Source organism: Acidovorax sp. 1608163 (assembly GCF_003669015.1).
Lineage (GTDB): Bacteria > Pseudomonadota > Gammaproteobacteria > Burkholderiales > Burkholderiaceae_C > Acidovorax.
In genome coordinates this window covers 4,322,898-4,343,141 of record NZ_CP033069.1, presented here as the reverse complement: position 1 = coordinate 4,343,141, position 20,244 = coordinate 4,322,898, and the positions used below count along the sequence as shown (strand labels likewise).

General features: G+C 64.8%; 18 protein-coding genes. 5 read left to right on the top strand and 13 right to left on the bottom strand.

Annotation, left to right across the window (positions count from 1 at the left end; genetic code table 11):
* The first annotated feature begins 83 nt into the window (after positions 1 to 83).
* Entirely contained in the window at positions 84 to 2,057 is a 1,974-nt protein-coding gene (gene htpG, locus EAG14_RS19320; protein WP_121730562.1) for a molecular chaperone HtpG, read from the top strand.
* 141 nt (positions 2,058 to 2,198) lie between these two features.
* Here htpG and EAG14_RS19315 read toward each other — a convergent pair whose 3' ends face one another.
* The 3 genes from EAG14_RS19315 to EAG14_RS19300 all read right to left on the bottom strand — a co-directional run bounded on the left by EAG14_RS19315 (position 2,199) and on the right by EAG14_RS19300 (position 6,458).
* Positions 2,199 to 2,507 carry a hypothetical protein gene (locus EAG14_RS19315; RefSeq protein ID WP_121729845.1) on the bottom strand — a complete coding sequence of 103 codons (309 nt, stop codon included), beginning with the start codon at positions 2,505 to 2,507 and terminating at the stop codon, positions 2,199 to 2,201.
* A 292-nt stretch (positions 2,508 to 2,799) separates the two neighbouring features.
* On the bottom strand, positions 2,800 to 3,162 hold the full coding sequence (locus EAG14_RS19310; RefSeq protein WP_121729844.1) for a hypothetical protein: 363 nt from the start codon (positions 3,160 to 3,162) through the stop codon (positions 2,800 to 2,802).
* A 350-nt stretch (positions 3,163 to 3,512) separates the two neighbouring features.
* Entirely contained in the window at positions 3,513 to 6,458 is a 2,946-nt protein-coding gene (locus EAG14_RS19300; RefSeq protein WP_121729842.1) for an ATP-binding protein, read from the bottom strand.
* 439 nt (positions 6,459 to 6,897) lie between these two features.
* On the opposite strand from EAG14_RS19300, the gene xrtH reads away from it, so the two are divergent.
* A complete protein-coding gene (xrtH, locus tag EAG14_RS19295; RefSeq protein ID WP_121454183.1) occupies positions 6,898 to 7,407 on the top strand; it encodes an exosortase H in 510 nt (169 codons plus the stop codon).
* A 20-nt stretch (positions 7,408 to 7,427) separates the two neighbouring features.
* The gene (locus EAG14_RS19290) at positions 7,428 to 8,087 is read left to right on the top strand and encodes an exosortase H-associated membrane protein (RefSeq protein ID WP_205603432.1); all 660 of its coding nucleotides are present in this window, start codon (positions 7,428 to 7,430) and stop codon (positions 8,085 to 8,087) included.
* Here the strand turns inward: EAG14_RS19290 and EAG14_RS19285 are convergent.
* The 9 genes from EAG14_RS19285 to EAG14_RS19245 form a co-directional block, all read right to left on the bottom strand.
* Positions 7,976 to 8,791, bottom strand: a complete 816-nt coding sequence (locus EAG14_RS19285; protein ID WP_121729841.1) for a response regulator transcription factor — start codon at positions 8,789 to 8,791, stop codon at positions 7,976 to 7,978. The two genes, EAG14_RS19290 and EAG14_RS19285, sit on opposite strands and share 112 nt — an antisense overlap.
* 321 nt (positions 8,792 to 9,112) lie before the next feature.
* Positions 9,113 to 10,168, bottom strand: a complete 1,056-nt coding sequence (locus tag EAG14_RS19280; RefSeq protein ID WP_121729840.1) for a serine/threonine protein kinase — start codon at positions 10,166 to 10,168, stop codon at positions 9,113 to 9,115.
* A 77-nt stretch (positions 10,169 to 10,245) separates the two neighbouring features.
* Positions 10,246 to 11,337, bottom strand: a complete 1,092-nt coding sequence (locus EAG14_RS19275) for a DUF2855 family protein (protein WP_121729839.1) — start codon at positions 11,335 to 11,337, stop codon at positions 10,246 to 10,248.
* A gap of 78 nt (positions 11,338 to 11,415) precedes the next feature.
* Positions 11,416 to 12,846 (bottom strand): bifunctional serine/threonine-protein kinase/universal stress protein, encoded by a 1,431-nt coding sequence (locus EAG14_RS19270; RefSeq protein WP_121729838.1) that lies wholly within the window; start codon positions 12,844 to 12,846, stop codon positions 11,416 to 11,418.
* Positions 12,843 to 13,613: a metallophosphoesterase gene (locus EAG14_RS19265; protein WP_121729837.1), complete on the bottom strand. Its 771-nt coding sequence runs from the start codon at positions 13,611 to 13,613 to the stop codon at positions 12,843 to 12,845. Before EAG14_RS19265 ends, EAG14_RS19270 begins: the two co-directional genes overlap by 4 nt.
* A gap of 155 nt (positions 13,614 to 13,768) precedes the next feature.
* Positions 13,769 to 14,185 carry an organic hydroperoxide resistance protein gene (locus EAG14_RS19260; RefSeq protein ID WP_099658980.1) on the bottom strand — a complete coding sequence of 139 codons (417 nt, stop codon included), beginning with the start codon at positions 14,183 to 14,185 and terminating at the stop codon, positions 13,769 to 13,771.
* Positions 14,186 to 14,235: 50 nt separating this feature from the next.
* Positions 14,236 to 14,700: a MarR family winged helix-turn-helix transcriptional regulator gene (locus EAG14_RS19255; RefSeq protein WP_121729836.1), complete on the bottom strand. Its 465-nt coding sequence runs from the start codon at positions 14,698 to 14,700 to the stop codon at positions 14,236 to 14,238.
* A 271-nt stretch (positions 14,701 to 14,971) separates the two neighbouring features.
* Positions 14,972 to 16,531: a tripartite tricarboxylate transporter permease gene (locus EAG14_RS19250; RefSeq protein ID WP_233195133.1), complete on the bottom strand. Its 1,560-nt coding sequence runs from the start codon at positions 16,529 to 16,531 to the stop codon at positions 14,972 to 14,974.
* Position 16,532: 1 nt separating this feature from the next.
* Positions 16,533 to 16,952 carry a tripartite tricarboxylate transporter TctB family protein gene (locus EAG14_RS19245; protein WP_233195135.1) on the bottom strand — a complete coding sequence of 140 codons (420 nt, stop codon included), beginning with the start codon at positions 16,950 to 16,952 and terminating at the stop codon, positions 16,533 to 16,535.
* A gap of 147 nt (positions 16,953 to 17,099) precedes the next feature.
* On the opposite strand from EAG14_RS19245, the gene EAG14_RS19240 reads away from it, so the two are divergent.
* Both EAG14_RS19240 and EAG14_RS19235 read left to right on the top strand, forming a co-directional pair.
* Positions 17,100 to 17,798, top strand: a complete 699-nt coding sequence (locus EAG14_RS19240) for a response regulator transcription factor (protein ID WP_121729835.1) — start codon at positions 17,100 to 17,102, stop codon at positions 17,796 to 17,798.
* The gene (locus EAG14_RS19235) at positions 17,782 to 19,221 is read left to right on the top strand and encodes a sensor histidine kinase (protein ID WP_121729834.1); all 1,440 of its coding nucleotides are present in this window, start codon (positions 17,782 to 17,784) and stop codon (positions 19,219 to 19,221) included. The genes EAG14_RS19240 and EAG14_RS19235 overlap by 17 nt, the downstream gene beginning before the upstream one ends.
* A gap of 27 nt (positions 19,222 to 19,248) precedes the next feature.
* Here the strand turns inward: EAG14_RS19235 and EAG14_RS19230 are convergent, their stop codons facing one another.
* Positions 19,249 to 20,097: a 3-hydroxybutyryl-CoA dehydrogenase gene (locus tag EAG14_RS19230; protein ID WP_121729833.1), complete on the bottom strand. Its 849-nt coding sequence runs from the start codon at positions 20,095 to 20,097 to the stop codon at positions 19,249 to 19,251.
* Between the last annotated feature and the right edge of the window lie 147 nt (positions 20,098 to 20,244).

The window sequence follows — 20,244 nt, the reverse complement described above, 5'->3', positions numbered from 1 at the left end:
CTGCCGGTCTGGCATGCGTGATTTTCTTTTTTGCCAGCCCCTTTGCATATTCCATTGAATCTACCGAGAGAGAGAACCCACCCATGAGCAAGCAAACCCTGTCGTTCCAGGCCGAAGTGGCTCAGCTGCTGCACCTGGTCACCCATTCGCTGTACTCCAACCAGGAAATTTTCCTGCGCGAGCTGATCTCCAACGCTTCAGACGCATGCGACAAGCTGCGTTTTGAAGGCCTGAACAACTCCGCGCTGTTTGAAGACGCCCCCAACCTCGAAGTGCGCGTGAGCTTCGACAAAGATGCCAAGACGCTGACCATCACCGACAACGGCATCGGCATGAGCCAGCAAGAGGCCATTGATCACCTGGGCACGATTGCCAAGAGCGGCACCAAGGACTTCATGGGCAAGCTCAGCGGCGACCAGAAGCAAGACGCCCAGCTCATCGGCCAGTTCGGCGTGGGGTTCTACTCCGGCTTCATCGTGGCCGACAAGATCTCCGTGGAATCGCGCCGTGCGGGCCTCCAGGCCGACGAAGGCGTGCGCTGGATCAGCGGCGGCACGGGCGACTTCGAGGTCGAAACCATCACCCGCGCTGCACGCGGCACCAGCATCATCCTGCACCTGCGCGACGACGCCGAGGAATACCTCAACGCCTGGAAGCTCAAGCAGGTCATCGCCAAATACTCCGACCACATCAGCCTGCCCATCCTGATGGAAAAGGAAGAGTGGAAAGACGGCGAGCTGATCAATCCATCGGACGAAAACGGCGGCCGTCAGCCCGGTGGCATGGTCAAGACCGGTGAGTGGGAAACCATCAACAAGGCCAGCGCCCTGTGGACGCGCCCCAAGAAGGACATCACCGAAGAGCAGTACGCCGACTTCTACAAAACCATCAGCCACGACCACGAGGCCCCGCTGACCTGGGCGCACAACCGCGTGGAAGGCAACACCGAGTACACGCAGCTGCTGTACATCCCTGCCAAGGCGCCGTTCGATTTGTGGAACCGCGACAAGAAGGCGGGCGTGAAGCTGTACGTCAAGCGCGTCTTCATCATGGACGACGCCGAGGCGCTGATGCCCACCTACCTGCGCTTCGTCAAGGGCGTGATCGACTCGGCCGACCTGCCGCTGAACGTGAGCCGCGAGCTGCTGCAGGAAAGCCGCGACGGGCGCTCCATCCGCGAAGGCTCCACCAAGCGCGTGCTGAGCATGCTGGAAGACTTGGCCAAACACGACAAGCACGACACCACGGCAGGTGCCGATGGCGTGACCGATGTGGTCGATGCCGACGACAAGGCCAAGGAAGGCAAGTACACCGCGTTCTACGCCGAGTTTGGCGCCGTGCTGAAGGAAGGCCTGGGCGAAGACTTTGGCAACCGCGAGCGCCTGGCCAAGCTGCTGCGCTTTGCATCCACCACCAGCGACGCTGTGACGGTGGGCTTTGCCGACTACAAGGCCCGCATGAAGGAAGGCCAGGAGGCGATTTACTACATCACCGCCGACACCCTGGCCGCCGCCAAGAACAGCCCTCAGCTCGAAGTCTTCAAGAAGAAGGGCATCGAAGTGCTGCTCATGACCGACCGCGTGGACGAGTGGGCGCTGAACTACCTGCAGGAGTTTGACGGCACCCCGCTGCAAAGCGTGGCCAAGGGCGCTGTGGACCTGGGCAAGCTGCAAGACGAGGCCGAAAAGAAGGCCGCCGAAGAGGCTGCCGAAGCCTTCAAGCCCGTGCTGGCCAAGCTGAAAGAAGCCCTGAAGGACAAGGCCGAAGACGTGCGCGTGACCACCCGCCTGGTCGACTCGCCCGCTTGCCTGGTGGTGCAGGACGATGGCATGAGCACCCAGCTGGCCCGCATGCTCAAGCAGGCCGGCCAGCAGGCGCCCGAGACCAAACCTGTGCTGGAAGTGAATGCCGAGCATGCGCTGGTCAAAAAGCTCGACGGCAGCGTGCACTTCCACGACCTGGCCCACATCCTGTTCGACCAGGCCCTGCTGGCCGAGGGCGGTTTGCCCGAAGACCCCGCTGCGTACGTCAAGCGCGTGAATGCCTTGCTGGCGTAGTTTTGATGCCAAATAGGCTGCTAGCGATTATGGAATAAGCGCTAGCAGCTATAAAAATAATAGTAAACCCCGGTGTGCTTGCGCGCATCCGGGGTTTTTTGTGGGGCAGCGGGAGCCACCGGGGGGCGGGGCGCTATAGGTCTATGCGTCTGCCTTGCTCTGCGCCAGCACACGCGCATGCGCTTGGTTGCGCTGCGCCGGGTCTGCATCCAGCAGCTCTTTGAGCGCGGCATCGGGTAGCCATTGGTAGCTGCGCCGGTCATTCTTCACCGGCACATTGCGCCAGCCCGAGAGCACCAGCCAATCCCACAGCTCAAGCGGCACGGGGTGGGTGACTTTCATCTTGACCGTGCCACGGATGAGGGCCGCCCCCACCTGCGGCAAGGGCCCCACGGGCGCGGTCTTGCGCTTTTGGCGGATGGACAACAGATTGCGGATCAGGTCTTTCATGGCGGTGGGCGATGAGCGTTGGGTGCAAGGGCCTGTGAACCGGGCGTTGGAAATGCTTGCCGGGGCGGGGAGGCGCATCCAGCGCAGTTGTGCGCCGGGTGATCGTCAGTGCGCAGCATAACGGGGTGGTGTTGCCGTATCGGGTCGGGGCCTGTTGTGGCTGTTAACGTGGTGGTTCTGAGTTTGCGTGAGAAGGGGGCTTTGGGTCCGTAGCGGACACTTGTAAGACACGCTCTTACGACGACAGCACTTGATCAAGTGCTCGAAGCATGTCTAAAAGGAGCAGCCGTCTTCAGCTGGCTCGACCTAGGCGCAAAACTGCCCAGAACACAAGCGCCTCAGCCGCGCCCGCGCCTGCTCCGAATAACGCCGCGTGCGCGGTCGCCTGCGTCACCGTACACAAAGCCATCCCAACAGCAGCACCGCTCAACAGGGCAGACCACCACGTTATCTGCCCCCAGCGTCGAACGACAAGGTAAAGGGGAATTCCTAAAGCGCCCGTGATAATCAAAGTGAACTGGTAGAAAACTATGACCCACGTGCCCGTCACTTTCCAACTGCCATTGGTGAGGTCAGGACTTGTCAGCGAAAGCAGGGTCGCAGGGACCAGGGGGGCAAGCAAAAAGCCAAGAATTGTCGCGTGGACCTGCTTCATCCGAGATCCCCAGATTTGGTCATTTGCATAACGGGAGGTATCTTTGGGAGACTGCTGCTGGCCGATAGGCGAAATGTTAGCGCCACACAATGCACCAGCCAGTCTCTTGCAAGAACTTTGACACGGCCAATTCGTTATCGACCCAAGAATCGAAAGCGCCGTTGACGTTCGGGCCGGTTGAGCCTTCCCACCACTCAAGTATCAGGAAACCACCGGAGTTCGCGCTGTCGTCATCAATCCGAACCATGTGACCGGGCTTGGTACTGTTCTGAATTGCCCCAATAGCGCAGCAAGAAAAATCCCTCATAGCGACTGTCCGCTCCTGGCCGATAGCCACATTCTCCATCCCCTCACGCTGATGCCCCCTGCCCACGCTGTCCCTGATGCGGCGTCTGCAGTGCGCGCACATGGGCTCCCAATTGCGTCAGGCCTTGGCGGGCCAGGTGTTGCAGTTCGGGCAGGCAGCGGTCGATGGTGGCGGCGTCCTGGGCCTTGGCGGCGGCTTCCAGGGGGCGGGTCAGCTCGCCCAGGGGGCTCAGGCCAAAGCTGCCTGCGGTGCCGCCCAGGTCGTGGGCTTCGCGGCGCAGGGTTTCCCATTGGCGGCTGTGCGCGGCCTGGGTGATGCGTTCTACCCGGCGCTCGCAGTCCTGGATGAACTGGTCGATGAGGGGCAGCAGTCGCGCGGTGGGGATGGTGTCTTGCAGGTCTTGCAGCAGCGATGCGTCGAACACGGTGGTGGTGGTGCTGGCGGCTGTCGATGCCTGCGGAATCTCAACGGCGGCGACGGGGGCCGGGGCGGTGCTGATGGAGGGCTGCGTTGCCGGTGCCGTGATCGGCTGCGGGCTGGGCGCGCGGGTGCTGCGGGCGTTGGCCAGCCAGCGCGAGAGGGTGTGCCACAGTGGTGCTTCCAGCAGGGGTTTGGCGATGTGGTCGTTCATGCCGCAAGCGCGGGTGCGCTCCACATCGGCGGTGCTGGCGTTGGCCGTCATGGCGATGATGGGCAGGGCCTCGAAGCGGGGCAGGGCGCGCAGGGCGCGTGTGGCGCTGAGCCCATCCATCACGGGCATTTGCATGTCCATCAGCACGGCGGCATAGGTGTTGTCGCTGGCCTGGGTGAGTGTTTCCACAGCCTGGGCTCCGTCGTGGGCCATGTCCACGACCAGGCCTCCGGCTTCGAGCAGGCCTTTGGCCACTTGCCGGTTCAGGTCGTTGTCGTCTACCACCAGAACGCGCAGCCCCGCTGTGTGGGCGGGGGCCAGGGCCGTGGTTTGCAGGGGCTGGGTGAGCACGTCGCGCGCCCAGTCTGTGGCAGGGGCGCGCTGCAAGCGTGCGGTGAACCAGAAGGTGCTGCCTTGCCCGGGCTGGCTTTGCACCCCGGTGTCGCCCCCCATGGCCCGGGCCAGCTGGCGCGAGATGACGAGCCCCAGCCCCGTGCCGCCAAAGCGGCGCGTGATGGAGCTATCGCCCTGCCTGAAGGGCTCAAACAGCCCCTGCATCTGCTCGGGCGTGAGGCCTATGCCTGTGTCTTGCACGGCGCCATGCAGCAGCAGGCTGTTGTTGTCTTGCTGGGCCACGCTCAGGCGCACCAGCACTTCGCCCTGGTGGGTGAACTTGATGGCGTTGTGCACGTAGTTGATGAGGATTTGGGACAGGCGCTGGCTGTCGCCCATCAGCTGTTCGGGCACCTCGTCGGCCACTTCCAGGCGCAGTTGCAGCGCTTTGGCGTGGGCTTTGGGGCTGAGCAGGTCGACCAGCGTGGCCAGTACGGGCGACAGGGCAAAGGCCTTGTTCTCCAGCACCAGGTGGCCGCCGTCGATTTTGGAGAAGTCCAGGATGTCGCTCAGGATGCCCAGCAGGTGCCGGCCTGCGCGGTGCATTTGCTCGATGCGCTCGCGCTGGGGCGGGGGCAGCTCTTCTTTCAGTGCAAGCTGGGCCATGCCCAGGATGGCGTTGAGTGGGGTGCGGATCTCGTGGCTCATCACGGCCAGGAAGCGGGCCCGCTCTTGCGCGGCGCGCTCGGCCGCTTCCTTGGCGGTGGCCATGGCGCGGGTCTGGCTCTTGCGCTCGGTCACGTCCATCCATACGCCATGAAAGAGCACGCTGCCGTCTTCCAGCCGCCGTGCGGTGGCCGAGGTCTGCAGCCACCGGGATGTGCCTTCGTGCAGCACTTCGGTGTCAAAGTCGAGTGGGGCCTGGGTGTGCAGCCGTTCCATGAAGCGTGCTTGCACGCGCTGCTGCACGCTTTGCGGAACCGAATACGCCTCGCCCACCGAGCCGCCGCTGCGCAGCAGGACCAGCACCTGCAGGCCCGGCATTTCCGCAGCCTTGTCGCTCACGAACAAAAAGCGGCAGGTGCCGTTGGGCTGCAGGTGCAGCTGAAATACCACGCCAGGGATGGCACTGGTCAGGTCCACCAGCTGTTCAGACAGTTTGCGGGCTTCTTCGCTGCGTTGCACCTGTGCGGTGAGCTTGTCGGCGCGCTGCATGGTGTTCTTGAAGACCTGCAGCGCCCGGGCCATGGTGCCCACCTCGTCGCGGCGGCGGGTGGCGGGGATGGCGCCGCCATACTGCTGCGAGGCCAGGCGATTCATGATGCGTGCCAGATCGGTGATGGGGCGCGAGATTTGCGTCACCGCCACGTACACCGACAGCACCAGCACCAGCGCCAGCGCGGCCACGACAGCCGCAGCCATGGACCACAGGGTGTCGCTGGTGGCGTCGTTTTGCTGCTCTACCAGCGCCTCGAACTCGGCGTGCGAGCGGCTGCGCAGGCTCTCCAGCCCTTGCTTGAGCTGCACCATCGCAGGCTCGAAGTCCTGGTATAGGTGGTTGCTGGCGTGGGTGTTGATGCCTGGGCGGGCGGGGGCTGCTTCTGCTGCGTTGAGGACTTGCTGGCCTGCATCGAACACCTCTTGCGAGCGCAGCCGCAGTGCCATCAGATCCCGCCCCTTGTGGGGCATGCGCTGTGCAATGTCGTTCAGCGTCATTTCAAAATCACGCTGCACCGCGCGCAGCCGCTGTGTGGGCTTGGCCGCTGCGGCCTGCACAGGGCTGCGGGGGGTGTTGGCCATGCCAGACACGAGGCCGTGGGTCTCGCTGAGCAGCACGCTCGCGTCGCCAAAGCTGTGGGTCAGCTCGGACTCCAGCGCGATCAAGGCGCGGTACTGCGTGTCCATCTGCCGCATGCTGACCATGGCGTAGCCAATGATGGCCATCGACACCAGGCCCATCAGCCCGACCAGCAGGCTGATTTTGGCTGCCAGGGGCAGGTGGGAGAAAAAACGTTCGCGGCGCATGGGGCTCGGTGATGGCGTTCACACCCTGTCAGCAGGCGGACAGGACGGGCTGGTGGGTGAATGGACGGGGTGGGCTGATGGATTGTTGCGGCACTGTGCGCCCAGTTTCTGGGGATCGCAAGGGGAATATGACCCGGGTCAAGTGGGCTGTAAGCCCCCAGTAGAGGTGGCTATAACGCCCCTGGGTCGGCGCAGTGTAGAAGGCTGTGGCGCGCGCTCCCAGGGCCCCAAAGGTTAACGATGTTGAACGCATCGGCGTGGCTGGGCCCGGTGGCCTTGTGGTGGGCTGCGGCACACCCGCACGGGATGCCAAGTTTTTGGTGCCATTCGCGGCAGATCGCTTGATAATTCGCACGCCCAACCGGCCGCCGGGCTGGGGTGGCCTGCTGGCCCCGTTTGCGCCCGGCTTCTTTCCCTTCTTTCTCGCTCCAGGTGGTTCATGGCCCGTTTCTTTCTCACATTTTTGGCACTGCAGCTGTCGCTGTTCGGCATCAACATGCTGGGCGTGGTGCAGCAGCATGTGGTGCTGCCCTGGACGATGCTGCTGGCCCGCATGTGCGCAGGGCTGGTGACCTGGTTTGACAGCAGTGCGGCGGCGGCAGGCAAGGTGCTGTGGAACACGGTGACCGGCTTTGGCGTGTCGATCGAGCCCGGCTGCAACGGCATTGAGGCGTGCATTGTGTTGTTTGCGGCGGTGGTGGCGTTCCCCTCGTCGTGGAGGCACAAGCTCATCGGCTTGGCGGCGGGGTTTGTGGCGGTGCAGGGGCTCAACATGGTGCGGGTCATCAGCCTGTTTTACCTGGGGCAGTGGAATACGCAGGTGTTCAACTTTGCGCACGAGTACCTGTGGCAGGCGCTCATCATGCTGGATGTGCTGATCGTGTGGCTGCTGTGGGTGCGCGCCGGCAACAAGGCCGCAGCGGCCCCCGCTGAAGCGGCTGCAGCTTGATGAGTGAGGGCTTGAAGACCATGCGCCGTCCTTCTCCGTTTGCAATTTTTGTCCTGTCCGCCTTTGGCTGGATGTTGGCGCTCACCGTGCTGTGGACGCAGATTTCTCCGTGGACTTCGTACCCCGTGGGCGTGCTGTCCAGCGTGACGCTGGAGCAGACGGCGCCCATGTGGGTGCGCGAAGTGCACCTGCGCCCAGGCGTGATGGACGTGGACACCCGGGTGGCCATTCCGGTGCCGTCGGCCGGTGGCCGCAAGGCCGAGGTCACCATTGACGTAAACCCCGCGCGCTACGCCTATGGCCTGCCCATTTTCTTGGCGTTGCTGCTGGCAGCCCGGGGTCCTAAGCGCTGGCTGCGTGCGCTGGTGGGCTACCTGGTGCTGCTGCCCGCGCAGGCTTTCAGCCTGACGATGTATGCGCTGATGCAGGTGGTGCTGACCACCCAGGTGGATGCCCGGCTGCTGCGCATTGCGCAGTGGCAGCTGGAGGCCATCGTGTACGGCTACCAGGTGGGCTCGTTGGTGGTGCCTACCTTGGCGCCTATCCTGGTGTGGCTGTGGCTGGATCGTCAGTTCGTGGCCAAGGTGGTGGTGCCGGTCTGGCGGCCCTCACCGGCGGCTGTGGCTGCCACACCCGTTGCTCCCGCGGCTCCTGCGCCCTCGGAGCCCGGGGCGTCCTGAGGACTGTGGTGCGCTGTGTTGGGGTCTACCGCATCCAGCCGGTAGCCCATGCCGTAGATGGCGCTGACCACATAGCCGTTAGCAGGGTTCAGGTCGAGCTTGCTGCGCAGGCGTGAGACATGGGTGTCCAGTGAGCGCGAGGGGGCCTCGCTGGTTTCGCCCCACACCACTTCGCGCAAGTGGGCGCGCGACAGCAGCCGCCCGGCGTTGCGGAACATGAACAGGGCCAGCTCGTATTCGCGGTTTTTCAGGTCCACTTCCACTTCATTGAGCAGCAGCGAGCGCTTGTCGGGGTCAAACCGGTAGGGGCCAAACGCCAGGTTGTTGCCCATGGCTTGGGGGTATGCACGGCGCAACAGGGCTGTGGCGCGGGCCACCAGTTCGCCCATGCGCAGGGGCTTGGTCATGAAGTCGTCCGCGCCGCAAGACAGCGCTTCGATCACGTCCTGCTCTTCGCGGCGGCGGGTGACAAACAAGATGGGCAGTTGCCTCCCCGTCATCTGGCGCACCGCTGTCACCACCTCCGGGCCATCCATGTCGGGCAAATGCCAGTCCACGATCAGCAGGTCAAACGTTTCGTGGCGGATGTCGCGCAGCAATTGCGCGCCCGTGGGGTAGGTGTGGCAGATATGCCCGTGGTGCTCGGTGGTCGCTTTGATCAGCTCCAGCAAGATCGGGTCGTCGTCGAGGGCGGCTATTCGCATGGCTTGTGGTCAGCGCTTGAGCGCACTTTTCATAAAACAACAAAGGGGTCTTTGGGATGGTGCCCTAGAAGCGGAAGCCCGGTCCTTGTGCTGACAATCGTTTGCAATCCGCGAGCGACGGTGTGGCCAACACATCGGAAACCACCAAAGTATCATTTGCGTGTCATTGTAAACACTTTATGGGAAATTGGAAATCATTTTTGCCACAAGTGATATTTGTGCGAATTTTCACCATGCCATGGGAGATGGCCGCAGAAGGCGGATGGCATGGCTCCAGGCCTGCGTGTGGGGCAAGTGCCGCTTGCAGCTTGCGTTAGGCGGTCAGGCGTACAGCGGCTCTTCGCCCATGGCTTCGATCTGTTCGTGCAGCATGTCCACCTGGCCGCGCCAGTAGTCGCTGCTGCCAAACCATGGGAAGTTGACGGGGAACACCGGGTCTTGCCAGCGCCGCGCCAGCCAGGCGCTGTAGTGGATGAGGCGCAGCGTGCGCAGGGGCTCGATCAGCGCCAACTCGCGGCGGTCGAAGCTGCGAAATTGCTCGTAGCCCTCCAACAAGGCGCTGAGCTGCTGCGTGCGCTGGCTGCGGTCGCCCGACAGCAGCATCCACAGGTCCTGCACAGCGGGGCCGGTGCGGGCGTCGTCCAGGTCCACAAAGTGGGGCCCTCCGCTGGGCTGGTCGGTGGGCGTCCAGAGGATGTTGCCAGGGTGGCAGTCGCCGTGCAGGCGTATCTGGCGTGCCTGGTTTAAGTCAAATTGGCCTCCATCGCCCATTGATAAAGCGCTGCTAGCTATCAATTTAAGAGCATTTTCGCAGGCGCCTTGCCAGGCCGACTGCATGTCCAGAGGGATGATCTCGTGGGCCAGCAGCCAGTCGCGTGGTTCGGTGCCAAAGGTCTGCACGTTGAGCGCCGGGCGGTGCGCAAAGGGCTGCGCCGCTCCCACGGTGTGGATGCGCGCAAGAAACCGGCCAATCCACTCCAGCACCTCAAAGTCGTCCAGCTCTGGCCCCCGGCCTCCGCGCCAGGGGCTGACCGAAAACGCAAAACCACCATGGGTGTGCAGCGTGGTGCCGTTCAATTCCAGCGGGCCCACAGCGGGCACCTCGGCGGCGGTCAGCTCGGCGGCAAAGGCGTGTTCTTCCAGAATCTGCGCGTGGCTCCAACGCTCAGGGCGGTAAAACTTGGCCACCACGCGCTGGCCGTCTTCCAGCGACACCTGGTACACCCGGTTTTCATAAGACGACAGCGCCATGAGCCGCCCGTCGCCGTACAGTCCCACACTGGCGAGTGCATCCAGCACGGCGTCGGGTGTCAGTGTGGCAAAAGGGTGTTGGGCGCTGGTGGCTGCGTCCGGCGGGTTGTCATGGTGTGGGTGCATGCAGCGATTGTCGTCGCTGGCATGCTTTGCAAGGGGGTTGTGCGACCGGTGACCTGCGGGCGGTGGCAGACGGATGATTACGCCAGCAGGCTCGCCATATGCCCCAGGCGCGGGCTGCCCTGGCCGCCCAGCACCTGCAGATACACCGCCTGCGTGGCGGCGCGGCCTTGGTGGTGCTGCACCACCAACCAGGGCTGCGGCGGGGCCTGCACCGCTGCGCTGAACTGCTGCCATGCCTGGACCAGGCGCTCGTTCAGGCCCTGGGCTCCCCAGTCTGCGTTGCGCTTTTTGACCTGTGCCGGGGCGAAGAACATGGTGGGGCGGGGGCCGGGCAGGTCGCCCGCGCCGCCCAGGTCTTGTACATGGCTGGCCCCTACGGCGCAGCTGTAGGCCAGCCCTGTCAAATGCCGGTGGATGCGCCCGCGCAGCGCCACGCTGCCCGCAAAGTCCACGTACACGCTGGCAGGCTTGGCGGGCAGCTGTTCCAGGTCTTCATAAGCCAATACCCGGTGGTAGCAGCCCAGGCTTTCGCAAAACGCCCGGTTGGTGGCTGAGGTCAGCCCCACCACCTGGATGCCTGGGCGTTTGGCCAGCTCGAACGCCGTGCCGTAGGCCGTCTTGCTGGACGCGCTGGACAGCAACACGGTGCCCGCGCCAAAGAACTGCTGGTCGGCCAGAAAGTCGTCGATGAGCCACGAGGTGACAAACAGCGGCCGCAGCAGGGCCTGGATGTCTTCGTTGAAGGGCTGGTAGAACGGGTCGGTGCTGGTGCGCAGGTAGTGGTTGTAGACCGCATGCAGCCCCGCGCGGTGCGCAGCGCCGTCGCTGAATCCCGTGCTGCTCACGCGGTGCGGGGCCAGCACCGCATGGGTGGCCATGGGCCAGTAGCCGTAGAGGTGCTCGCCCACCGGAATGTCGGGGTGCCGCGAGGCCTGCACCGTGCCAAACCCCCACACCGGAATGATCCCCCAGCCCGCCTCGCCCGAGGGGAAGAACTGCCAGTACTGCAGCATGTCGCCCATGGCCGCGTAGGTGATGTTGTTGCTGGTGAGGGCAAACCGGTCCACCTGGACGCGGATCTCTCCCTCCTGCAGCGCTGAATCGGCCGTGGTGCGCACAGCGGTGTCGGCCAGTTGGTTCTGGCGCACGAGGAGGGTGGTGGTGCTCATGCCGCTACGCTAATGCAAAGGGCGTGTGGGCTCAATAGCCAAGGGCCGCGTGGGTGACAGTTCTCTATCACTTGCTGGCTAAGCCGTCCCGGCCAGGCGCGCAAACGGTAGGGCCTGCTTGACCAGGATGACGGTGCACGGTGCGTCGCGGGCCACGCGCATCGGCACGGTGGCAATGAAGCGCTGGGTTTGCAGCCCGTGGGTGGCCGCGCCCAGAATCATCATGTTGACGTGGTTGCCCTCGGCATAGCGCACCAGGGCGTGGGCCACATCACTGGATTCAAGCACGTGGTAGCTCACGGGGTGTTCGGTCAGGTCCAGCGGCTGGGCCCATTGGCGCAGGCGGGCGTGGTGCTGGCGGTGCAGCGCGGTTTCGCTGCGGGCGCTGTCGCTGGTGCTGCTTGCCGACGGGGACAGCACCGTGACGCACGCCAGCCGCGCCCCGGGCCGGATGCCCAGCGAGCGGGCCACCGCTTCGCGCAGCGAGTACAGCGTGGCGTCCGTCACATCGCTGTGCGGCACGGCCACCATCACGATGGGGGTTTCTTCGATCTGCTGCGAGGGCAAGGGGCTGGGCTGGTAGTGCATGCCCGCAGCCCGCAGCCAGCGTTTGAGGTGCGCGAGGAACGGAGTGCCCTGGGTGCGCCGCCCCCGCTCGGTAATGCGCACCTGGGTGGGGTTGGCCAAGTCCAGGGCCAGGTGGGCGGCCGAGGGGTAGCGCTGCGCGGCCTCGGGCTCCAGGCAGCGCAAGATGATTTCTTGCAGCCAGGGGGCCAGGTCGGGGCGGTGCTTGCGCGGCGGTGCGGGCACCATCCACAGCCGCTGGCGCAGGCCGCCATCGGTGGTGGGGGCGCCAAAAGGCAGCTCGCCCGTGGCCAGTTCGTACAGCATCACGCCAATGGCGAAGAGGTCGCTGCGCGGGTCACCCCGCACGCCCACCACTTGCTCGGGCGCCATCCAGGCGGGCGAGCCCACAGCCTTGCGCTGCTCTTCGGCCAGCAGATCCGGGAAGTGCGCGTGGCACGACAGGCCAAAGTCCAGCAGCACGGCGTGGTCCTCGTGCGTGAAGAGCACGTTGCCGGGCTTGAGGTCGAGGTGGCAGGCGTTTTGCTGGTGCAGGCTGTGCACGGCGTGGGCCAGGGCCGCACCCAGGCGGGCGATCTGTGCATCGTCTGGGCGCTCGCCAGCGTCCAGCCAGTGCTGCAGGGTGTGGCCCTGCAGGTATTCCATGGTGATGTAGGGCAGCCGGTGCAAGTCGCCAGCGGCCACAAAGCGCGGCACATGCGGGCCGGTAAGAGCAGGCAGGATTTGCAGCTCTACCTCAAACCCCACGATGTTCTCCGCCCCATCACCCACCGTCATGCGCGGGATCTTCATGGCCATGGGAAAGCCGGGGTCTGGCGCGCCGCTGGCGTATTCGACCCGGTAAATGTGGGCCATGCCCCCTGCGTGGATGCATTCGCGCACCACAAAGCCGTCCACCACGGCGCCGGGCTCCAGCAGTTTCATCGTCCCGCCTCCAGCCGGTGGGCAAAGGTGGCGGGCAGGGCCCCCCGCGTGGCCAAAATGGCGGCAGCAGCCTCGCTCACTGCGTAGGGCACGCGCTCAAATCTGAGCTGCCAGTGGTCGGTGTCCAGCAGGGCGTACATGGCGCGCGGGTCTCCATCACGCGGCTGGCCGACCGAGCCCACTGTGGCCACCCATTGCCGGTGCGGTGGCACGGGCACCGCGACCCCCGCCATGGGCGTAAAGCGCATCAGTCCTCGCCCGGCCCCCCGGTAGTACAGGGTCTGCAAGTGCACATGGCCGCAAAACACATGCTGCACTCCGGGGTGCTGGGTCGCAGCCTCCAGGCACTGGGCTGCCACCACTTCGTTGTCCACATAGCGCCAGCTTTCGGGGGCATCGGCGCTGGCGTGCACCAGCAGCACGCCGCCCACCTCGGCGGTCAGGGGCAACTGGGCCAGAAAATCACGCTGCTGCGGGGTGAGTTGCTCGTGCGTCCATACCGCGCCCTGGGCGGCGATGCTGGTGGCGCCTTTGTCGGCCCCCACCGGGGGGTGCACGGCAAAGGCGTCGTGGTTGCCGCCGATCACGCTGTGCCCGGCTGCGGCCAGTTCCATGGCCTGCAGCACCACATAGGCGGGGTCGGCCCCGTAGCCCACCAGGTCGCCCAGCAGGGCAAAGTGCTCCGCCCCCTGGTCACGGGCGTGCTGCAGGCAGGCGTCCAGTGCCTGGCGGTTGGAATGGATGTCTGACAAGAGGGCCAGTTTCATGGTGATCTCCCCATGCCTGCATCATGCCCCACGGTGGAGGCCACGGGCCTACGGTTTTCTCCGGGGACGTGCGGCCCCAAAGCACACCGCCGGTGAGCTCTGACGAGGGCACCGGCGGTTGTGGGCAAGCTGGGCGCAACTGGTGCGCGCGGGCCTTACACCAGCGTGATGGTCACGTCGATGTTGCCGCGTGTGGCGTTGGAGTAGGGGCACACCTGGTGGGCTGCGTCCACCAGCTTCTGGGCCGTGGCTTTGTCCAGGCCGGGCAGGCTGATGGCCAGGCGGGCGGCGATGCCGTAGGCGTTAGGGATGGGGCCCAGGTCCACTTCGGCGTCGATGGAAACGTCCTGCGGCACGGGGATGCCGATCTTGCCGCCCACGGCCTTCATGGCGCCGATGAAGCAGGCGGCGTAGCCGGAGGCAAACAGCTGCTCTGGGTTGGTGCCGGTGCCGGAGGTGCCGGGTGAGGAGAGCTTGACGTCCAGGCGGCCGTCGTCGGTCTTGGCTGCGCCATCACGGCCGCCGGTCACGTGGGACTTGGCTGTGTACAGGACTTTTTCGAGTGTCGTCATGGTGTCTTCCTTGCAGTGTTTGCCCAAAGGCGGGCGGTGGAGGGAATCGTTCAGCGCTGACCCAATCGGTCACGCAGTTGTTTGAGTTCGGTGGTCAGGGCCACCAGTTCTGGCAGGGTGCACTGGCTGCTTTCCAGCACGCAGGGCGGAATGGCTTCGGCCTTGTCCCGCAGTGCAAGCCCTTGGTCCGTGAGGCTGATGCGCACGCGTCGCTCATCCTCGGCATCGCGCAGGCGGCGGATGTTGCCACCCGACTCCAGCCGCTTGAGCAGCGGCGTCAGCGTGCCCGAATCCAGGTACAGGCGCTCGCCCAGTTCAGACACGGTGAGCCCATCTTGCTCCCACAGCACCAACATCACCAGGTACTGCGGGTACGTCAGTTCAATGGCTTCCAGCAGCGGCTTGTACAGCTTGGTCATGGCCAGCGATGCGGAGTAGAGCGCGAAGCAGACCTGGTTGTCCAGCCGCAACGACGGCGGCGTGGGTGTGGTGGGAGTGCTTGGGCGGGTGGGCATGGGTTGAATTGTTGCTGGCAATTAAATTGCGCACAATGCAATTGGGTAAATATCAGTGCCGGTGACGTGGTTAATAAGCCAAGGCCATCGGGCGGGGGCTGTGCTGTGGTGCCCAAAAACGAAGCCACCCGCACGGAGTCCTCCGTGCGGGTGGCTTCAGGCACCGGTTCAAGCACCGGGGGCGCGCGGACCCGGTGCGGTCACAGGTTTTGAACTGGCTTGGGAGTCTGTTGGCGACGCTCTGCAGGGTCGTCAACAGGGCTCTGAACCCTCAGGCGCCGTGCTGCGGGACTGCCGGGGTGCCAGGCGCCACGGCTTGGTGGTCGGCATGCGCCGCATCCGCTAACGCCGGGGTTTTGCCCCTTTGGCGGAAGAAGCTCACCATCTGCCACAACACAAACACTGCAATCAGTCCGAGCAAGGTGCCACTGATGGGGCGGTTCACGAACACCTCAAAGCTGCCCCGGCTGAGCAGCATGCTGCGGCGGAAGTTTTCTTCCAGCATGGGGCCAAGGATGAAGCCCAGCATCAGCGGCGAGGGGTCCATCTCCAGCCGCATGAACAGGTAGCCCAGCAGGCCGAACACCACGGTGATGAACACATCGTCGAGGTTGTTGTTGATGCTGTAGGTGCCAATGCAGCAGAAGAACAGGATGGCCGGGAACAGCACGTTGTAGGGCACCTTGAAGACCGACAGCCAGTAGCGCACCAGGGGCACGTTCAGTGTCAGCAAGAAGCAGTTGCCAATCCACATGCTGGCGACCAGTCCCCAGAACAGCTCGGGGTGCCCGGCAATCATGTTGGGGCCGGGCTGGATGCCCTTGATGATGAAGGCCGCCATCATCAGCGCCATGACGGCGTTCTCAGGGATGCCAATGCTCATGAGCGGGATGAAGCTGGTGCGCGCAGCGGCTTCGTCGGCGGCGGCTTGGCCGGCCACGCCTTCGATGCAGCCAGAGCCGATCTCATGGCGGTATTTGCTGACCTTCTTGTCCAGGGCGTAAGCCGCAAACTGCGCAATCACCGGGCCGCCGCCTGGCAGGATGCCCAGGAGGGAGCCGACCACGCTGCCGCGCAATGCGCTGGGGATGATGCGCTTGAACTCAGGCCAGGTCGGGATGAGCTTGATCTTGCCGTTGAAGGGCGAGCGCTCCTCGCGCGAGTCTAGGTTCTTGGTGATCTCGGCAATGCCGAAGCAGCCCAGCGCAATGCTGACAATGCCCACGCCGTCGGCCAGGAAGGGCAGGTCGAAGGTGAAGCGCGCGGTGCCGCTGTTCACGTCGGTGCCTACCGAGCCCAGCAACACGCCCACCAGGCACATGGCCAGGCCATTGATGAGGCTGCCGGTGGTCACAAAGCTCACGCACACAAAGCCCACCAACATGAGTGCGCAGTAGTCCGCCGGGCCAAACAGGAAGGCCACCTCGCCCAGGCTGGGGGCCAGGAAGGTCAGCACCACGATGGCCACCGTGCCACCGATGAAGCTGGAAAACCCCGCAGTGAACAGCGCCAGCCCGGTCTGCCCCTTGAGCGTCATCGCATACCCGTCAATACAGGCCACGATGCTGCTTGCGTGCGGAATTTTCATGGTGATGGCGCTCACGCTATCTCCGTATTGCGCGCCGTAGTAAATGCCGGCGAGCATGATCAGCGCGCCCGTGGTGTCGATTGAGTAGGTCAGCGGCAGCAGCAGGCTGATGGTGGCCAGGGGGCCCAGGCCGGGCAACAAGCCCACCAAGGTGCCTACTGTGCAGCCGATGGCACAGTACATCAGGTTGTGCAGCGTGAGTGCGTGGCTGAAGCCGAACGCCAGGTTGTTGAGGACTTCCATGTCAGTACAGCGGCAGGTTCACGCCAAGAAGTTTCTGGAAGGCCAGTGCAATGAGCACCAGCACGGCGGCGATCTTCAGGTTGCGCGCGACCGAATAGGTGGTGCTGGCAAACCCGGAGCAGAACACCATGAACACGATGCCAACGATCATGTTGAGGTAGTGCGACAGCAAGGCAAAGCCGCACAGGCTGCCCAGGATGATGCTGATGTTGCGCACCTGGAAATTCAGTGGCACCGGCTTGACCAGGCGCGCACGCACCACGGTGATCACGCCGATCACAAACAGCATGCAGCTCACGATGAAGGGAAACATCCCCGGCCCCGCCCTGCCCAGGGAGCCCAGTGAGTAGTTCACTGACGGCAGGCCAAAGCCCACCGCCAATGCCATGAGGACAAAGCCCCGTATGAGGTTGCGATCCATTGTCAAAATATGTCTCCTGTAGTGTTCGGCGAAGGGCCTCTGGCCTGCCAAAATCGCGCCGATGGCTGGGGTATGCTGGCCGTTGCACTATTCCCATCGAACCTGATCGCGGGCTGACCTGGCCCATGCGTAATTCCACGTAAACCGATGCGCATCCTCTTGGTAGAAGACGACCCCGTGCTCGGCCGCACCATGGCCCAGGGGCTGGAAAAAGCGGGCCACCGGGTGGAGCTGGCCCGCACGGTGGAAGAGGCCCAGCACTGGTGGGCCGTGCAGGGCTTTGATGCCGTGCTGCTGGACTTGAACCTGCCCCACGCTGCCAGCACCCGCAGCGGCCTGGGCAGTGGACTGACCGCGCTGCGGGGTGCCCGGGCCCGGGGTGATCGCACCCCCGTGCTGATCCTCAGCGCCCGCGACAGCACCGAAGAGCGCATTGCCGGCCTGGATGCCGGGGCTGATGACTACCTGGGCAAACCTTACGAGCTCAAAGAGGTGGAGGCGCGCTTGCGAGCGCTGGTGCGCCGCGCCAGCGGCACTGCCGATATGGTCACCGTGGGCCAGCTGCTGCTGGACCGGCTGGCACGCCGTTGCAGCCTGGGCGGCCAGCCGCTGGAACTGCCCGCCCGGGAGTTTGAACTGCTGTGGGAGCTGATGACACCACCTGGTAGGGTGCTGAGCAAGAGCGAGTTGTCGCAGCGGTTGTCCGACACCAGCGAAGCCCTGGGTGACAACGCGCTGGAGTCCTTCGTCTCACGCCTGCGGCGCAAGCTGCAGGGCAGCGGCGCGGCCATTCGCACGCTGCGCGGGCTGGGCTATGTGCTGGAGGAAGATGCCAGTCCCTCGTAGCCCTGGCGGGTGGGCGCAACGCCTGCCGTTGCCTGCACTGCGCCAACGCATCGGGCGCCATGTGCTGGTGTCGCTGGTGTTGGTCTGGGGGCTGGGCAGCGCCGTCATTTTGGCGGTGGGCAACCACTTTGTGGCCGAGGCCTTTGACCGGGCTCTGCTGGACGATGCGCACGGACTGGCAGCCCATGTGCGAGGTGGTGTGGGCGGCGTGCCGCTGGAGTTGGGCCTCACGCAGCGGGAGGTGGGCATCTTGTTGCTCGACCAAAGTGCCGCAGCCCCTTTTGCGGTGTATGGACCCGATGGAGCGCTGGTGGCGGGTGACCCTGAACTGGCCGCCGATGCCATGCCCCGGGGCCGAATGCAGGCCTTCTCAACGATGGAGCGCGAGGGACGCGAGTGGCGCCGTGTGAGCTTGCACGTGGCTGGCCCGCCGTCTTTCACCGTGGTCATGGCCGAGGCCACCGAGAGCCGCACCCAGCTGCTGCACCGCTTGCTCATCTACTCGGGCCTGGCCCAGCTGTGGCTGCTGGTGGTGCTGGGATCGCGCCTGTTGGGCGGTATCGAAAAGCACTTGCGCCCCTTGGCTGCTTTGCAAGATGCCGTGCAGCAGCGAGATGCGGCCGACCTGCAACCGCTGCCCCCAGCGCTCACCGAGCAGGCCACCACCCTGGATGTGCAGCGCCTGGGCGAGGCGCTGGACGGGCTGCTGGCCCGTGTGCGCGAGGGCCTGCATGCCCAGCGCGAGTTTGCTGGCAATGTGGCACATGAGCTGCGCACGCCGCTGGCAGGCATCCGCGCCCAGGCCGCGCATGCGCTGGCGCAGGATGATCCAGCCGTCTGGCGCAGCGAGCTGGAGGGCATTGCCCAGGCAGAGCAGCGCGCCAGCCGCACGGTAGACCAGTTGCTGGCCCTGGCGCGGGCGGCCGAGGGCGGCATTGCGCTGTCGGTGCAGACCGTGGCGCTGGACGCCGTGGTGCGCGATGTGGTGTTGCGGTGCCTGCCCCGTGCCGATGCTTTGGGGGTCGACCTGGGCGCGCAGGGCCTGGAGCCTGGCACCCAGGTGCGGGGGAACACAGGTTTGATCGAAGGCATCTTGCACAACCTGCTGGACAACGCCCTGCGTTACGGCCGGGGCCATCCGCCCCAAATCACTGTGGCCTTGCATTGCGAGCCGCCCTATGCCGTGCTACAAGTGCTGGACAACGGCCCCGGCGTGGACGCCGAGCTGGCCCGCCATGTCCAGCAGCGCTGGTCGCAAGGCGCGCCGGGGTTGGCGCTGGGGCAGGGGGCGGGCCTGGGGCTCTCCATCGTCGCGCGTTATGCCCAGTTGATGGGCGGTCGCTTGGCCCTGGAGGGCGCAGCCCAAGGGCCGGGGCTGGTGGCCAGTGTGTGGCTGCCGCTGGCGGACCCCGCCGCCCCTTGACGCGGGGGCTGCCGCACCCCCGTCGCTTCAGTAGGTGTAAACGCCCTGACCCGTCTTGCGACCCAGGCGGCCAGCGGCCACCATTTCCTTGAGCAGCGGGCAGGGGCGGTACTTGCTGTCGCCAAACTCGGTGAGGTACACGTCCATCACCGCCAGGCACACGTCCAGGCCAATCATGTCAGCCAGTGCCAGCGGGCCAATGGGCTGGTTGCAGCCCAGCTTCATGCCCGCGTCGATGTCTTCGGGCGTGGCCAGACCCTCAGCCAGCACAAAGAAGGCTTCGTTGATCATGGGCACCAGGATGCGGTTGACCACAAAGCCTGGCGCATTCTTCACGGTGATGGGGCTCTTGCCCAGCGCCTCGGCCAGTGCCTTGACGGCGTCGTGCGTGGCATCGCTGGTCTGCAGGCCGCGGATGATCTCCACCAGTGCCATCATGGGCACGGGGTTGAAGAAGTGCATGCCGATAAAGCGGTCGGCACGGCCGGTGGCGGCGGCCAGCTTGGTGATGGAGATGGAGGAGGTGTTGGAGGCCACGATCACCTCGGGGGCGACCAAGGCGTCGACTTGCTTCAAGATCTTGAGCTTGAGCTCGTAATTCTCGGTGGCGGCCTCGATCACCAGCTGCGCGGCTTTCAGCGCGTCGTAACTGGTGGAGGTCTGGATGCGCGCCAGGGCAGCCGCCTTGTCGGCCTCGGTGATCTTCTCTTTCTTGATCAGGCGGTCCAGGCTGCCGGCCACGGAGGCCAGGCCTTTTTGCACGGCCGCGTCAGAAATATCCACCATCACCACGTTGATGCCCGACACCGCGCAAGCCTGCGCAATGCCGTTGCCCATGGTGCCCGCGCCGATGATGCCAACGGTTTGAATCGTCATAAAAAAGAGCCTTCTTCCAAGTGAAACAGACGCCCGCATGGTACGTGACAAGAGTTACTTGGCCCTGTCGCCCCCGGGTAAGTTCCTGAGTAAAAAGCACGGGCGTTCGGTTAAGGTGCTCGCGGGGCTGCTGTGCACAGCCCGGGA